General features: G+C 62.4%; 16 protein-coding genes and 1 tRNA gene. 5 read left to right on the plus strand and 12 right to left on the minus strand.

What is annotated here, in order from left to right; genetic code table 11:
* Positions 1–4: 4 nt before the first annotated feature.
* Together aroB and GC162_14310 are read right to left on the minus strand one after the other, a co-directional pair.
* Positions 5–1,090, minus strand: a complete 1,086-nt coding sequence (gene aroB, locus GC162_14305; GenBank protein MBI1369814.1) for a 3-dehydroquinate synthase — start codon at positions 1,088–1,090, stop codon at positions 5–7.
* 3 nt (positions 1,091–1,093) lie between these two features.
* Entirely contained in the window at positions 1,094–1,954 is an 861-nt protein-coding gene (locus GC162_14310; protein ID MBI1369815.1) for a hypothetical protein, read from the minus strand.
* A 208-nt stretch (positions 1,955–2,162) separates the two neighbouring features.
* On the opposite strand from GC162_14310, the gene GC162_14315 reads away from it, so the two are divergent.
* The gene (locus GC162_14315) at positions 2,163–3,134 is read left to right on the plus strand and encodes a hypothetical protein (GenBank protein ID MBI1369816.1); all 972 of its coding nucleotides are present in this window, start codon (positions 2,163–2,165) and stop codon (positions 3,132–3,134) included.
* 253 nt (positions 3,135–3,387) lie between these two features.
* Here the strand turns inward: GC162_14315 and GC162_14320 are convergent, their stop codons facing one another.
* From GC162_14320 to GC162_14340, 5 genes are all read right to left on the minus strand, one after another.
* Positions 3,388–3,852, minus strand: coding sequence for a hypothetical protein (locus GC162_14320; protein MBI1369817.1), 465 nt, complete (start codon positions 3,850–3,852; stop codon positions 3,388–3,390).
* A gap of 192 nt (positions 3,853–4,044) precedes the next feature.
* The gene (locus GC162_14325; GenBank protein MBI1369818.1) at positions 4,045–4,464 is read right to left on the minus strand and encodes a hypothetical protein; all 420 of its coding nucleotides are present in this window, start codon (positions 4,462–4,464) and stop codon (positions 4,045–4,047) included.
* Positions 4,465–4,561: 97 nt separating this feature from the next.
* Positions 4,562–5,083 (minus strand): hypothetical protein, encoded by a 522-nt coding sequence (locus GC162_14330; GenBank protein MBI1369819.1) that lies wholly within the window; start codon positions 5,081–5,083, stop codon positions 4,562–4,564.
* Between the two features lie 95 nt (positions 5,084–5,178).
* Positions 5,179–5,568: a hypothetical protein gene (locus tag GC162_14335; GenBank protein ID MBI1369820.1), complete on the minus strand. Its 390-nt coding sequence runs from the start codon at positions 5,566–5,568 to the stop codon at positions 5,179–5,181.
* 1,335 nt (positions 5,569–6,903) lie between these two features.
* Positions 6,904–7,188: an antibiotic biosynthesis monooxygenase gene (locus GC162_14340; protein MBI1369821.1), complete on the minus strand. Its 285-nt coding sequence runs from the start codon at positions 7,186–7,188 to the stop codon at positions 6,904–6,906.
* A gap of 298 nt (positions 7,189–7,486) precedes the next feature.
* Here GC162_14340 and tatA (GC162_14345) point away from each other — a divergent pair, with 298 nt between their 5' ends.
* The 4 genes from tatA (GC162_14345) to GC162_14360 all read left to right on the plus strand — a co-directional run bounded on the left by tatA (GC162_14345) (position 7,487) and on the right by GC162_14360 (position 10,388).
* The gene (gene tatA, locus GC162_14345) at positions 7,487–7,756 is read left to right on the plus strand and encodes a twin-arginine translocase TatA/TatE family subunit (GenBank protein MBI1369822.1); all 270 of its coding nucleotides are present in this window, start codon (positions 7,487–7,489) and stop codon (positions 7,754–7,756) included.
* Positions 7,757–7,781: 25 nt separating this feature from the next.
* Positions 7,782–8,042 carry a twin-arginine translocase TatA/TatE family subunit gene (tatA, locus tag GC162_14350; GenBank protein MBI1369823.1) on the plus strand — a complete coding sequence of 87 codons (261 nt, stop codon included), beginning with the start codon at positions 7,782–7,784 and terminating at the stop codon, positions 8,040–8,042.
* Between the two features lie 122 nt (positions 8,043–8,164).
* A tRNA-Val gene (locus GC162_14355) sits at positions 8,165–8,238 on the plus strand.
* 242 nt (positions 8,239–8,480) lie between these two features.
* Positions 8,481–10,388 (plus strand): GNAT family N-acetyltransferase, encoded by a 1,908-nt coding sequence (locus GC162_14360; GenBank protein MBI1369824.1) that lies wholly within the window; start codon positions 8,481–8,483, stop codon positions 10,386–10,388.
* Positions 10,389–10,394: 6 nt separating this feature from the next.
* Here the strand turns inward: GC162_14360 and GC162_14365 are convergent, their stop codons facing one another.
* From GC162_14365 to GC162_14385, 5 genes are all read right to left on the minus strand, one after another.
* Positions 10,395–12,065, minus strand: a complete 1,671-nt coding sequence (locus GC162_14365; GenBank protein MBI1369825.1) for a hypothetical protein — start codon at positions 12,063–12,065, stop codon at positions 10,395–10,397.
* Positions 12,066–12,084: 19 nt separating this feature from the next.
* Positions 12,085–12,909, minus strand: a complete 825-nt coding sequence (locus tag GC162_14370) for a hypothetical protein (protein ID MBI1369826.1) — start codon at positions 12,907–12,909, stop codon at positions 12,085–12,087.
* Positions 12,846–13,592, minus strand: coding sequence for a hypothetical protein (locus tag GC162_14375; protein MBI1369827.1), 747 nt, complete (start codon positions 13,590–13,592; stop codon positions 12,846–12,848). The genes GC162_14370 and GC162_14375 overlap by 64 nt, the downstream gene beginning before the upstream one ends.
* A complete protein-coding gene (locus GC162_14380; GenBank protein ID MBI1369828.1) occupies positions 13,459–13,860 on the minus strand; it encodes a DoxX family protein in 402 nt (133 codons plus the stop codon). The genes GC162_14375 and GC162_14380 overlap by 134 nt, the downstream gene beginning before the upstream one ends.
* A 121-nt stretch (positions 13,861–13,981) precedes the next feature.
* Positions 13,982–15,010 (minus strand): glyoxalase, encoded by a 1,029-nt coding sequence (locus GC162_14385; GenBank protein ID MBI1369829.1) that lies wholly within the window; start codon positions 15,008–15,010, stop codon positions 13,982–13,984.

Here is a 15,010-nt window from a genome sequence, read left to right on the forward strand (position 1 = left end):
CGGTTCATTCCCGGATCGCTTCCCAAGCCCTGACGATCGCGTCGTCAGCGATGTCGTTACGCATGATGACTTCGCCGAGGCGGGTGGGGAGGATCAAACGGATGCGGGCGTCTTTGACTTTTTTGTCGAGGCGCATGGAGGCGAGCAGGGTGCTCGAGTCGGCGAGTTTGGCGCGGACGGGGAGGCCGATGTTGACGAGGAGGGCAGCGAGGCGTTCGAGGACGGCGGGGGGGCAGAGGCCGATTTCGACGGCGAGGGTCGTCGCGGCGACCATGCCCAAGCTGACGGCCTCGCCGTGCTCGATGGTGCCGTAACCGGTCGTGGCTTCGATGGCGTGCGCGAAGGTGTGGCCGAAGTTGAGGTGGGCCCGGACGCCGGTTTCCTTTTCGTCCTCCATCACGACGGCGGCTTTGATGGCGACGTTGCGCTCGATGAGTTCGACCATCGCTGCGGGTTTGATTGCCTGAATCTTCGGCAGATTTTCATCAATGAAGTCGATCAGCGACGCATCGCGAATCACGCCATGCTTGACGCACTCGGCGAGCCCGCATCGCAGTTCGCGCGGCGGGAGCGTCGCCAGCACGAGCGGGTCGATGATGACGACGACGGGTTGATGAAACGCGCCGATGAGGTTTTTTCCTTGCGGGACGTTGACGCCGACTTTCCCGCCGACGCTCGCATCGACCATGGCCAGCAGCGACGTCGGCACCTGGACAAACGGCACGCCGCGGAGGTACGTCGCCGCGACGAACCCGACGGTGTCGCCGGTGATGCCGCCGCCGAGGGCGATGACGGGGCTGCGTCGTTCGAGGCGGTCGTCGAGCATGACGTCGTACATTTTCGCGACGGTGTCGAGCGTTTTGTGCGATTCGCCGGGGATCATCGTGCCGGACGTGACGGTGTATCCGGCCGACCGAAGCGACGTCGTCGCGCGGCCGCCGTAGATGTTGTGCACATTCGCATCGGCGAACAGCGCGCATCGATCATGCGGCGCAAGCCCGCGCACGATCGCCCCCATCCGGTCCAACGCCCCCGGCTCGATCAAAACCTCGTACGCATGATGCGGCAGCTTGATTGCAACGCTCGGCATGAATCACTCGACATCTTCAAAGGGCTTGGGGTGGTGCTGCGCCAGCACGTCCAGCGCGTCCGCCGGGTTCTCCGGCAATTCGATCTCCGGCTCGGCGTCCGCTTCGTCCGCCGATGCCGACGCCGCCGCTTTCCGCGCTTCCTCTTTCTTCTGGCGGTATTCTTCCCATCGCTGCGGCGGCGTCAACAGCGCATCGCGCCCGCGACGAAACAATCGCACCAGCATCCACCCCAGAAACATCGCCATCGCACCGATCACCACCGCGATGAGGTACGGCGAATAACTCCGCTCCGCCGCGTTCATCACCGCCAGCTTCTTGCCCACGAACGTCAGATACAGCCGTCCCTCGCCCTTGATGTTCTTCTCGTTGAGCACCTTGTAGAACCGCGCCGCCACGCGCACTTTCGATCCCGTCTCCGCCAGCATGTTCCGATTCAACTGAAGCACCGGCGCGTGAAGATCCGGCGGATCCGTCAGATACACGATCGCCATGTCCTCCGCCGTCAGATCGCCCGGCTTCTTGTCAAAGCCCCGCACCTGCACGATCAGACTCCGCACCTTGTCCCATCCCTCGCGCGACAGTTCCGCCCTCGGCTCCTCCGCCAGCAGCACGCCCTCGATCAGACAAAGCTTCCCGCGCCACTCCGCCGGGCTGTCCATCATCTGCGCGTAATCCGGAATCGTCGCCCCCGCTTCCGATCCGTCCGACGTCGCCGCGTTTTCCAGAAGCGCATACAACGCCGCCTCGTCCACGGTCGCCGACCCGTCCGCCGCCGTATCCAGCCGCGTCTTCTGCGAATCCGTCAGCGGCGCCGCCCCCATCAGCACGGCCGCCGCCATCAGAATGTAAAGCGTCTTTCGCATCGGTCCATTGTATCGACGCCGCACGATGCCCGCAGTTCGCGCCGACGAGGCATTCTCATGCATCGAGAAGCCCACGGATTTCATCCGTGGGTCCACGAAAAATCCCTACATGGATGAATAAAATCCCCGCGTGCCCGCGTTTCATGGATAGCGCCCGTTCATGCCACTTGATGCGCGACCCGCCCGCGCGATTCGGGAAAGTCATTCGATGCTGCGCCATGTTGTCCGCCTCGCCGTGTTGATCGGTCTGTGCTGTGCGTCCGTCCAGGCCGCGGAGGGCGATGCGCCCGCGGAACTGTTAAGCCCGCGCGCGGTGGAGTACACGACGTTTCAGCGCGACAAGCTCACGCTGCATGCATGGGTCGGCGAGCATGTCGCCGTGCTCACGCCGACCGCCGACCTCGACGCCGCGACGATGACGAAGATGGTGCGCGGCCTCGATCGGGTGTATGCGTTCTACCGCACATCGACCGGGCGCGATCCCAAGGCGATCAAGACGAAGATGATCGACGGGCGGACGACCGTGGCGGTGGTCGCAAAGACCTGCGGGGCCGGCTGCGGCAACGTCGGGGCGACCGGCATCGAGATGATGCCCGAGTATTTTCAGGAGCTCTACACCGGCCTCAAAAAGCGCGATCAGTGGGATCAGGTGATCTGCTACGAATTCGGCCGCAACTTCTGGTTCGCCGGCCCGCAGCTTGAGTATCAGGGCGATGACAACCCGCGCTCCGTGCAGACCGGTTACGCCGTGTTCATGCGCTTCATGTCCATGCAATCCGCCGGCCTCGACGGCGGACCCTTCCGCGGCAAATCCTTCGACGAATTCAAGCAAACCGTCGAAGGCCTCGTCGACCTCTACGAAAAAGACGCGTCCCTCACATGGGCGAATACGCTCCGCGTCGACAAGGCCCCGGCCAACCCGATGGACCTCAACGGCACCGACCTGTTCGCCGGCTTCTGCTTCCGTCTCCGCCGCATGTACGGCGACGACTTCGTCGGCAAACTCTGGCAGGAAGCCGCCAAACGCCCCAAAGCCAAAACCTCGCAAGACGCCCTGGACAACTTCGTCATCGCCGCCAGCATCGCGGCCCACGCCGACCTGTCCTCCCTCTTCGCCGACCGCTGGCGCTGGCCCCTCTCCGACGCCGCCCGCAAACTGGCGCACGACGCCGGCTCCTGATCGCCCGAAATGGCCCCGCGTTTCCACGCGGGGCTCACTTCATTAAAAGCGCGCCTCATCAAGGAAGCCCTAAGAGCGTGTGTGAGAGGGCGGCGTTTAACGAGCCGCGACCGTGAGGGAGCGGTCACGGCGCCGCTCATGGATGCTCGTTTCGACCGCTCCCTGACGGTCGCGGCTCGTCGATCGATGGCCTTCTCACACATGTTCCGAGTGGCAACGTGAAGCCCGCATCGCTTCGCCCGCATCACTCGCCTCAATTCTCCGCCAGCTTCAGCACCAATTTTCCCTTCGACGCCTTGCCGCACGCGCGGCAGAACGTGCGGGCGAGCATCTCCGAACGCATGCGTCGATGACGCCGCCCCAGCTCCCGATCGCACCCCGGGCAGTACATGATGTATCGCCCCTGGACCGTTTGCACTTCCTCCCCCGCGAGCCGCACCGGCCTCGCCCCGACGCGCCGGCACGCCGCCTTCCAGATTTCATTGTGCCCGTTCCGCACCCCCGCGATGGCGTGCGCGATCTCGTGCAGGATCGTCTCGCGTACTTCCTCATCGCCGTTGAGCGCCACAAGATGGCGCGAGAGCGTGATTGTTTTGGTTTCGATGATTTTCCCCGTCCCCGCCACGCGCCGCCGCCGCACCTGCGCACTGCCGAGCTGCCGCTTGCCCCGGCTCCACGCGAATCGCCACCCCGCCGCATGCACCCCATGCGCCTTCATCAGCGCCATCGCAAGTTGTCCCGCCTCTTCGTGCGTCATGCTCACCGCTCAGCGTCGTCACCGACAACCTTACCGACTCAAGCACACGGGTCAACACCCGCCGCCCGCGCCGCCGCACGACTCATCATTCAAATTGCAAGCCGTCGCGTAGGGCAGGATTTATCCTGCCGCCTCAATTCGTGCACGTGGCGCTCAATGACCCAAACGGCAGGATGAATCCTGCCCTACGTCACTAACTCCATCGTGCTGCCGAATGAACGCTCGCAAGTCGCCCAGCGATGCAAGCTGCTGCTCAGGCAACTGAACCTCGCAGCAAAAGTAACCCGCCAAGAAAACCTCTGAGCCGTCGGAGAAGCGGAACAGAGTGGCGCCGTCGTCGTGCGTGAGATGGTGTGAACGAAACCAAAAGCGTGATGAGCTGCCGTCGCGACAACTGATGATGCCTGCCTCTGTGCCGTCGGCGAGAATGGCGCGACGAACGTAGTCATTGTAGCCGCGCTCCAAAGTCAGTGACGCCGGGTCTGAACTGCTGGCGCGTTGAACCTCGCGCTGGGCATTCGAGGAGCATCCGGCGAGGATGACAGCAAACGCTATGAGCAGGAGTGCACGCATGACGCCTAACGGACTGACATTCACTGGCCGGCCCGGCGCCAACCAGCTCTGAAATCACGAGGACCGTTCCGCCGGGCCGGTCCAGTGCAATGTTGGGTTAGGCAGCCCGGCGTCGGATCGGATCGCTTCGCTTGGGTATTAAGCGCGGTGCAAGCAGTACGATCGCCAAGCTCAGAAGCATGATGAGCCACCCAACCCATTCGCGATCGCCGATCGGCCAGATCGCATCCAAAGCGATGATGCCGACAAAGGAGATGACCCAAAAGAGCAACCCGCGGCGCATCCAAGACCAGCACTCCCGACGGCACCTTTCGTACCCCTTCATCCCGTAGCGATCGGCAATCAGCATCTGCGGTATGCCAAAGGGGAAAACGAAGTTTATGATTCGCCACACCCACGGCAACGGACGATTAGCGCGAGCTTGATCGACCATCGCCTCTTCCTGCAACGCCGTCTCAACTTTCCTGGCGACCGTAGGATCAATCTCGCGTCGCTCGACTTCGCGCCGGGCGGCAGCCAACGCCTCCGGAGTGTATTCCGACCCGTGACCGATCATGTCGAGCAATTCGTGATCGGGCATCGCTTCCAGACGAGATTCAAAACCATGCGGTAGCGTCATGGCGAGCCTGCCTAATGTAAAAGGCTCAGTTGCCGGCCGCCCGCAGTAAGCGAGCTACAGACCAACAACAAAATATCAATCGCGGGCACAGCCGGTCAACTGCAGCCGCTGGTTAGCGGGCACTCTTGCGGAAGATAGACGTCTAGATCGTTGTGGTGGCCGACATAAGCAAGCCAACCGCCCTTTACAGGAAAGAGGTACGCATCGTTATCGACGCACCAACCATGAGACAAGAGTGTGGAGACCAGCTCAACGACTTCGTCGGTCGATTCAAGAAGAACGACGCGGTGATGTGCTAATGCTGATACTTCTTGTGTTTCGATACCCGCCAATGGCGGGACCGCCTCACGTCCCACGCAGTGTTGTAGGGCAGGATTCATCCTGCCTCCCGCCGCAGGTATGGTGCGCGACTTCGGGTCTTTCAATGGCAGGATGAATCCTGCCCTACGCGACGGCGTTCGACGCGATCGACGGTGTTCGATCATCGAATGATCATATGTCTCGCGTGGCGGGTCCGCCCGGACACGGTTGACATGATGATACCCGAGGTTCGTCGATGCCCCGTCGCGCGACGGGCGCGGGTCGCACGCATCAGTTTCCAGAGCTATTCGTGCAGTGATAGAAATGGAACGATGCAGCTTACTGCAAAGTACAAAACCGATAGGATCATATTGACGATTCCAGCCCACTGCATCCAACCACGGATAAGTTGGCGGCCTTTTGACTGGTCGTGCTTAAAGGCAGCACTGTATATGCAAAGCCCGATGAGTCCTTGTACGGGGCTGAACGCCAAGCCCAAGAACCCAAATAGCGGTGCTTCGGGCGCACCAATTATGCCGATCCATACTCGCGTCATGAATGCGTCCAACAGAAGGCATATGGCGCACCCAATGACCGCTGCCATGGTCAGAATATGACTTTGTCGGGTTGCCATCATCAATAGTCTTTGTGGATCCGAGCCGACGTTACATAATCGGGAAGTCCTGTCGGTCCGGGCCCGCCCGGACACGGTTGACATAATGATACCCGATGCTCGTCGATGCCCAGTCGCGCGACGGGCACGGGTCGTACGCCGCAACCCTGTTCGTCACGCGTGTCCGGGCTGGCCCGGACCTACGTCACTGCGTGCGCAATTTGGGAGGCCGGCGGCTGACGCCGAGTTGCGGGAGAATGGCCACGACGAGAACGATGACGATGCCAAGCAGGAAGAGGACCGAGAAGAGAACGGAGCCGGGGGGTTGGGCGCGGGCGGTGCGGTTCATGGGGGCGCTCCACGGTGGCGCGGGGAGGGGGCGACGATGCATGGTAGGAGCGGGAGGGGGGAGGGGAATTGAAAATTGGCCATTGGAAAATGGCAAATGAAAAATGAAAAATGAAAAATGGAAAGTGGAAAATGGAAAATGGAAAATGGATCCGATTTTCCATTGGTCATTTTCCAGTTGCCATTTTCCATTGGGGGGGGACGGGGTGGGATGAAAAAGTGGGGATCGTGGGGCGGGGAATTGGGCGATTTTCGCATGGGGGTGACGCGAAAGGCGCATGGTGGAGGCAAATTTGCCGCGGGGGTGCGCACGGGGTTTTGTAAGTCGTTGATTGATGGGGCGCGGGGGGCGAGGGGATTGCCTTGGCGGTGCGCATGAGCGCGCCGATGCGCGCGGTAGGAGCGGCGTGGGATGGGATTTAGGGGAAATGGAGAGGGGAGGCGCGTTGGCGGGGGAGTGCGCGGGGTGCGCTCGCTTCGCGGAGGCGAGGCGGGGCGGGGCGGGGGAACGCGGGGCGGTGCCCCGCCGCTAAACGGGGGGCGAATCGGGGATGGAGGGTCAGTGTTTGTAGACTTTGTGTTTGGGGCGGTCGGAGAGGATCTGTTCCTTGCCCCAGGTGGTGACGGCTTTGAAGGCGTCGGAGCGGATGAAGTCGGTGAAGGCCTGTTCGTCGTTCCATTCGGAGACGATGAGGTAGGAGGCGTCATCGTTGATGTCGCGGTAGAGATGGGAGGCGGTGTGGCCGGGGGCGGCGTTGAGTGCGGCGAGGACGGCGTTGAATTTGGATTCGAAGTCGTGCTGCTTGCCGGGGAGGGTGTGGTAGTTCATGCCGACGGTGATCATTTTTAACTCCGGGGTGGGGGGAAGGGGGTTGGGGAGAGGGGTTTGGGGATGATTGTAACGGAAAAGGGGTCGCGGGGCGGGGATGTGGATATTGAGGGGGCGGGTGGATAGGATTTGATGCTCGCCCATGCGGCGATCGCGTATCTTGATGGGTTCTGGTGCGTTCATAGGCCGCGCACCGGGCTCGTCGGGCTCCAGCGGTCGGGAGTGGGTCGCGCTCGTTAGGCAGGCCTGAATCCGAAAGCCGGTCCCGTGCAGGGCTCCCGGCGCTAACGAACGCGAACCTGCGAGGTGCGACATGTTTGGTTTACCCGGCGGCTCGGAGTGGATGGTCATTCTCGTCGTGGCGCTGCTGATTTTCGGCAAGCGTCTGCCTGAAGTCGGGCGATCGATGGGGCGAACGATCACGGAATTCAAGAAGGGCATGGCGGGCATCGGCGACGAGGTCGAACAGGACATGCGTCGCGTCGATCGTCAGATCGCCGCCAAGAGTGAAACCCAGCCGTCCTCTCCGGCCGCCGAGACGACGCCGACTTTGACTGAGGAACATCATGCACATCACACCTGATCTGACGCTGGCTGGAATCCTCGGGATGCCGGGCGGGTCGGAATGGATCGTCATTCTCGTCGTCGCCCTGCTGATCTTCGGCAAGCGTCTGCCCGAAGTGGGCAAGTCGCTGGGCAAGGGCATCGTCGAGTTCAAGAAGGGCCTCAAAGGCGTCGAAGACGACATCGACGATGTGGATGGCGAGATCGACGACGCCGCGTCCCGCAAGACCAAAAAGCGCACCGACCAGCTCGAATCGCAGCAACACGTCGTCGGCGAACGCAGCAAGGATAAGGCCGAGGCATGAGGCGGGGCTTTCAGCAATCAGCGATCCGCAGGCGCCCCTCCGGCTGATCACTGAAACCTGACCGCTGATGCCTTGCATTCGATTTGACCCGGTCGATCCACCTGCTATCTTAATTCCCCGACGGGCGATTAGCTCAGCTGGCTAGAGCGCACGGATCACACCCGTGAGGTCGAGGGTTCGAGTCCCCCATCGCCCATTTTTGTAAACCCAGCCGAACGCAATTCTTGCGTACCTGCCTATGTTGGTCGATGAAGCATTAGGCGATTGAGCTGAGGCCGTACAGGCCATCGATTCACCCAGTTCGGTGGCCCCGAATTGCCCTACGCAGGCTCAGTCAGGCAAATTCAGCGACGGGACATACGTGCGTTGTGAAGCGTGGCGTCGGTAGGTCGGTCTGCTCTGGGCAGTAATAGTCGCGGCGCTAGCTGGCAATTCGCTGTGTACTCATCACTGGCAAATTTGAACTTGCCACCATTTATGGGCTTGGTGCATCCAACCGTCATCGATCGCATTGGAGGTGCACTGATGGTCTGGTCCAAAGCTTCCGCGTCTGAATCGCCGTTCCGGCTGACCGGCGGCGGGACGGTTATTGGTCGAACGGGAATCAGACGGGTGGGCTTGTCAGCAGTCGAGCGGCTTCTGTCGCTTCGACGCCTCGAGTCCTTATACCGAACGGCGCAGGACGGGAACGCAAGTGATCGCTTCATCGAGCGAGCGATGGACGCGCTGCACATTGAGGTTGTTACCGACGAAGCTCGTCTTGCGACGTTGCCGTGCACCGGTCCGCTCATCGTTGTCGCCAACCATCCTTTTGGGGGTCTCGACGGTCTGCTGCTGGCGGGGCTGATCCGACGTGTACGCCTTGATGTGAAGATCATGGCCAACTACATCGGCGCCCGTGTGCCCGAGCTCAATCACCATTGCATCTGGGTCGATCCATTCGGCGGTCCCGGTGCAGCAGCTCGCAATGTCGCAGGCATGCGACAAGCCGTCCGATGGGTACGCGACACGGGCGGGGCGCTGATCGTCTTTCCCGCGGGTGAAGTGGCCCATCTTCGTCTGGCGGATCGGGGTGTTGTGGAATCAACATGGTCGCCGTCCATCGCGCGACTGATTCGACTTACCCAGTCGCCGGTCGTGCCGGTGCACTTCCCGGGACGCAACAGCATCGCCTTCCAGTTAGCCGGCCTGATTCATCCGCGCCTTCGCACCGTCATGTTGCCGCGCGAGGTGGTCAACAAGCAGGGCAGTTGCGTGCATGTCGAGGTCGGCCATGTCATTCCTGCCGTCAAACTCCTGCACCGCTCGGATGAGGAGATGACCGACTATCTCCGCGCTCGGACGGAGTTGTTGTCCGCCCGAGTGCCTGTTCCGCCACCCGCGTATCCCATGACGGTCACGCCGCCCGGTGAGATGGAGCCGATCATCGATCCCGTCGCCGCGGAACTGATCGCGGCGGAAATCGACGCGCTGCCGGCGGAGTCGATGCTGGTCGAGGCGTCGGATCTTTCGACATACATTGCCCCGGCTCACGCCATTCCGCGAACATTGCGAGAGATCGGTCGTTTGCGCGAGTTGGCATTTCGAGCTGTCGGCGAAGGCACCGGCAACTGCATCGACCTCGATCGCTTTGACAATCATTATCTGCATCTGTTCGTTTACCGCCGCACGCTCAAGCGAATTGTCGGAGCGTATCGCCTTGGCGTGACAGATGAGATTCTTCCGAAGTTGGGTCGTGCGGGAATGTACTGCTCGACGCTCTTTCGCATCAGCGAGCGCGTGTGGCGACAGGTGGGTCCGGCCATCGAGTTGGGACGATCCTTTGTTCACCCGGAACATCAGCGTGAATTCTCGCCGTTGTTGATGCTCTGGCGCGGAATCGCCACGTTCGTCGCCCGTCATCCGCACCGCCATCGCCTGCTCGGGCCTGTCAGCGTCTCGCGCGAATACCAATCGCTCAGCCAGCACATCCTTGTCGAATTCCTGCGACATAACCGCATGGCCGCCGACTTGGCGCGCTTCGTCCGTCCACGTCGTCGCCTCAAGGGTCGCCTAACCGACGCCCTCGCCGGACTGTTGCGATCCGCCGCAGTGGCGGACTTGGACGATGTCGATGAGCTCATCACGGAAGTGGAGTCCGACGGTCGATCCATGCCCGTTTTGATGCGTCAATACCTCAAGCTCAACGCTCGTGTGCTCGGCTTCAACCGCGACGCTGCGTTTAGCGACGTGCTCGATGCGCTGATGCTCGTGGATCTCGCGGAGGTTCAGCCGATGGTGCTGACGCGATACATGGGCCGGCAGACAGCGGCGGCGTTCCTGGCCCATCATGGCGTAAAGATATAGGGCGATTCAATCCGACCGCAGATCGCGATCACGGTTGCGGTAGAACGACCAGGTGGTTCGCACCAGTTCGATAAACGAAGTAACGCGACCGCCGCGCTGACGATTGAGCGCGCCGATCCGGTACGCCAACGCCCACTGTTTGCCCAGCGTCCGATAGGCCCAGATCAGCGATCGGCTTGGGTCATACACATTCGTCGACTCGCTGGTGACGCCGTTGAGTTCGATGATCGTCAGGTCGCGGCCGGCCATGAACGCGGCGCGGTCGGTGTAGCGCACGTCGAATCTTCCGATGTAAAAGCCATCGACGGACCGGGCGATTCGGTCAATGGCGCGCTCGAGGTCGGGAGTGATCAGATCGGCGCCATCACGGAACATCGTGCCCTGACAATGATTGCCCGCCATCGCTAAGGCGATTCGTTCGCCGGCGGTAGGCACCGTGGCGGCGGCTTCGCCCAGGCGCGAAAGGAATGTCGCCGCCTGCATGCGATAGCGCGGATGGTGGCGGATGAGCGACTCGAGCGTGCTTGTGCCATCGCCTTCGATGGCGGCGAAAATCTTGTCGGTGATCGAGTAGATGTGGCCGTGGGATTCGTTGGGCAGTCGATAGTAGAACACGCCCGCTTCGAGCGGGCCGGGATGAAACGCCTGCGCGACGATAGGTCTCGTATGAACAGCCAGATACGCGACCGCTTCGTCCGGCGACGCGACTTTACGGACACCGGCCCCGCGCTGGCCCGTGTCAGGCTTCAAGATGATCGGCCAGGCGATGCTCCGCTCGCTCATCCATGTGCGCAATTCTTTGACGCGCTCCGCCGCTGCGCCCGGTGCGATCAGTTGCCACGCCGGAACGGAATCCGCCGGGAGCAGCGACAGAATCTCGCACTTGGATTCGCCGACAAATCCGCCGTCACGAATTGCCGGGTTCGCCGCGGTCAGCGTCGTCGGCCCCCCATAACGGAGCCACAGCCACGCGAACCACGGCCCGAGCGGCGCATAAAACACCCACGCCGGCCAGAATTCCCATCGCCACAGTTTGCTCACGCGCGCCATCATCCGCGCCCGCCCGTCGGTCGTGCGCATCGCATTGATCAATCGCCACGTCAACACCACCAGCGCCGCTAGACACGGCGCCAGCAGCCATCCGCCGCCGAGCCATCGCTCCAGCGCCGCCATTGTCGCAGTCCCGCCGAACGCCGCGGCCAGCACCAGCAGCGGCGTCCAAATCGCCGCCGCCAACAGTGTCCATCCGGCAAATCGTCGTGCGCTGATGCGCCCGAGCCCCGCAGCCACATATGTCGGTAAACGCAGCCCCGGCGCGAAACGCGCGGTGAAGAGCGCTGCGGGCAGATTGCTGTCCAGCCGGTGGCGCACACTCGCCATCGTCACTCGGCCGGTCGTGCGCGATCGCCGAAACAGCCAGCTGCTCCCGCCGCGCCCCAGCGCATAAAGACCCAGATCGCCGAGGTAGATGCCCGCCAGGCAACCCGCGATCGCCGCTCCCGCCGGCACATCACCGCGTGCGATCATCAGACCGGCCGTGATGCATGTGAGGTCTTCCGATACGAACGTCGCCACCGCCAGCGCCGTGACCGCCAGAGCGACCGACGCGACACCGTCCGTCGTGTCCGTCATCGACGGTTGCAATGCAATGATCGAGATCCAGTCCGCCAGCGTCATAAACCTTCCTTATGGCGACTTACACGCGTGCCGCACCGGCCTCGTCGAACACGAGCACCTGACTAGAAAGATGCGTGATGCTGCCCGTTTCGTCGAGTGCTTCGTAGCGCAGAGCGACATGACTCGCGTGTAGATCGACGGATGTGCGGCTGACGGTGCGGGCGGCGGCTCGGCTCATGAGCACACTCAACTGCGGCCGCTCACGCCAGCGATGGCTGTGAAACGCCTGCTGCGCTTCGGCAAGGCAAGCGGCCCGGTCGCACAGGTCATCGAACAGTTCCTGCCGAGGGCCGATGACTTGATCGTCGCCCAATCCCGACGAGCTGAACACGGCCAGCGCATTACCCACCATCGCTTGCCCGCAGCGGACGCGCCTGCCATCGGAAACGACTTCGATGCGCCCGTTGAGCGATACGACAAGGAGGCGGAACGGGTCGAATTGACCGGCATCGATCATCAATGCGGCGCGGAAGACTTCATCAATCGTGGCGTGTTCCAGCAGGGCGGGGACGATATGCCCGCGGCTGCGGCGGGCCGGCACGCTCGTCTTGCCGGGCCGATCGGATTCGTTGACATTCAAAAGCGCTAGAACAAGACCGGCGTCGGTGGCGGCGATCCAAGTGCCGTCCGATTCAGGGTCGATGGGCATGATGGCGGTGCGCTTGCCAAAGGATCGCCGCTGCGGGGGCAGAGCGGCGGGGCGGGTTCGCTGCTCATCACGGTTGCACACGAGGCGACAGCCGACCGGATCGGCGAGCGGAATGAGCGAGACGGTGCACATCATCGGCACCGCTGCATATGGGCAATCGTGCTGGGCGCGTAGCCGAAACGTTCGGGGATCCATCCGCCGAGCGTCGTCACCATCGCGCTGATGATGGCTTCGTGATGGATAGTGTGGCTCACCACGTAGGCGGCCTCGCGGCCGAGTGACGTGACAAGTGTGAGTGGCTCGCCGTCGGCGCTGACGAGCATGCGGATCGCGAGCGGGCGATCGTGATCAGCGGGACGAATCGCACGCAGGCGATCGATGAGCATGGCGATCGCGGCAATGGTGACATAGCGGTCCGATTCGATGGGCGTGCCGCGCTCGCGATGGTCGTAGTCGAGCACACCGGTCCGGGCGGCCGACACGAGAGACGAAACGTGGTCGAGACAGTGCCGCACATGACCGCCGATGCTCGAGTGGATCACGCCGACGGGCTTTTGCGTGTACTGCGCGTCGTTGAGCAATTCGATCACATGAGCCAGGTCATGCAGGAGGATGACGAGCGGCCCGATCAGGGCGTCGCCAGCCGAATTAATCGTTGGACGATCAGCGGTCGGTGTGGTCATTTGCGTGATCATGAATGAAACCCCAAGTAGAGACGGAATCAGGTTTGTCTGGACGGAAGATTCAGTGCATCGAGGGCGCATCGTGTCGAGCAAGCGACGCTCCGATGAGCGGCAGGTCGGCGCGACGAAGGAAGAGCACGCCGGCGCTGGCGGCGAAGACGACGACGGCGAGGATAAACAGCAGTCCGCCGTCATCCATCACGACGATGCCCAGCTTCGTCAGATGGCTGATGATGGCGCCGCTGATGACCCCCAGCGAAAGCAGCGCGCCGATCGCCGCGGTGCGTGGCATCATCAGCAGTATGCAGGCGATCAACTCCGCCACGCCCGAGCCGATCCGGCCCCATGGCTCCATGCCCAGCGTGCGGAAGATGTAGACCGATTCCTCGGCGGCGGTGAACTTGAAGAAGAGCGTCTGGAAGAGGATGGCCGCGGCGATGAGCGAAAAGGCCCAGGCGGCGATGTTCTGTCGGGGGCTGAGCGTCTGCACGGGGAAACCTCCCTGGGGCTCGTCGCCCCGGTGTTGCGTCGGCAGTTGGATGCGGCGGTGGGTCTAAAGGTGACAAAAAACGATGTCGATTTGATTAAGGTTCGATCAGCTCGACGACATGCCCATCAGGGTCAGCCACCCGAACTGCCCGTGGCGTGCCATCACCGACTGCCGGCGAGATTGTCGCAAAGTGCGATCGGCGAAGACGATCAAGCGCGGCGGGGGGATCGGCAGTGCGCAGGGTCGTATGCCAATGCACCAGGTCATCCGCCCGGGCGTCAGGGGGGTACGGCCGGCCGGTCGTCGGGGCCTGATATTCGAGCAGTTCGATGCCGGGACCGCCGAGGGGGGCTTTGAGCGTGGTCAGTCGAAGATGAGCGCCCTGTACATTGTTGAGGTGTTCCTGCTCGTCGCCGTAGTTCTCGCCCGAGCCGACGATACGCATACCCAGCGCATCACGATAGAAACTTAACGCCTTGTCCGTATTGGCGACGACGATCGCGGTATGGTCAATACCGGCAAAGAGGTCGGTCGCGCTTTGCCAGCGCGGATCGCCTTTGCCACGCGGGAACCAGATGACTTCAAGGACGTGGCCATCGGGGTCGTGAAAGTAGAACGCACGGATGCCGGCCGCATTGACGTTCCAATCGGGCAGGCGTTGCGGGCCGGTCGAGGCATGACGCACATGATGTGCACGCAGCCGGGCGTACGCTTTGTCCATGTCGGTCGTGACGATGGCGATATGTTGGAACCACCGATCATTGCTATGTGAATCGGGCGGCAGGGGGCGACCGCCGCTGGTGAGATACTCGGTGAGCTCCAGGCGCTCTACGCCCAGTGCGAGTACCGCCACGCGCGCCCGCAAGCCAAAGACACCGGTGATCTGCTCGTATGTTTTGCCGGCGACCTCGGTCTCATCGACCTTCGTAAAGTTCAGCACATCACGAAAGAACGCCACCGACCGGTCCATGTCGCTGACGGTCATGCCGATTCGGATCACCGACTCAATCGGCGCGATCGGTTCCGCCCCGCGCAGATTTGCCACCATTAGCACGAGCGCAACGAAGGCGGCGATCGGCACGGGTCGGCGCGGGCGGCGAAGGGGTGTGCAGTTCGTCGACAT

This window comes from Planctomycetota bacterium, assembly GCA_016125255.1.
Taxonomy (GTDB): Bacteria; Planctomycetota; Phycisphaerae; order Phycisphaerales; family Zrk34; genus RI-421.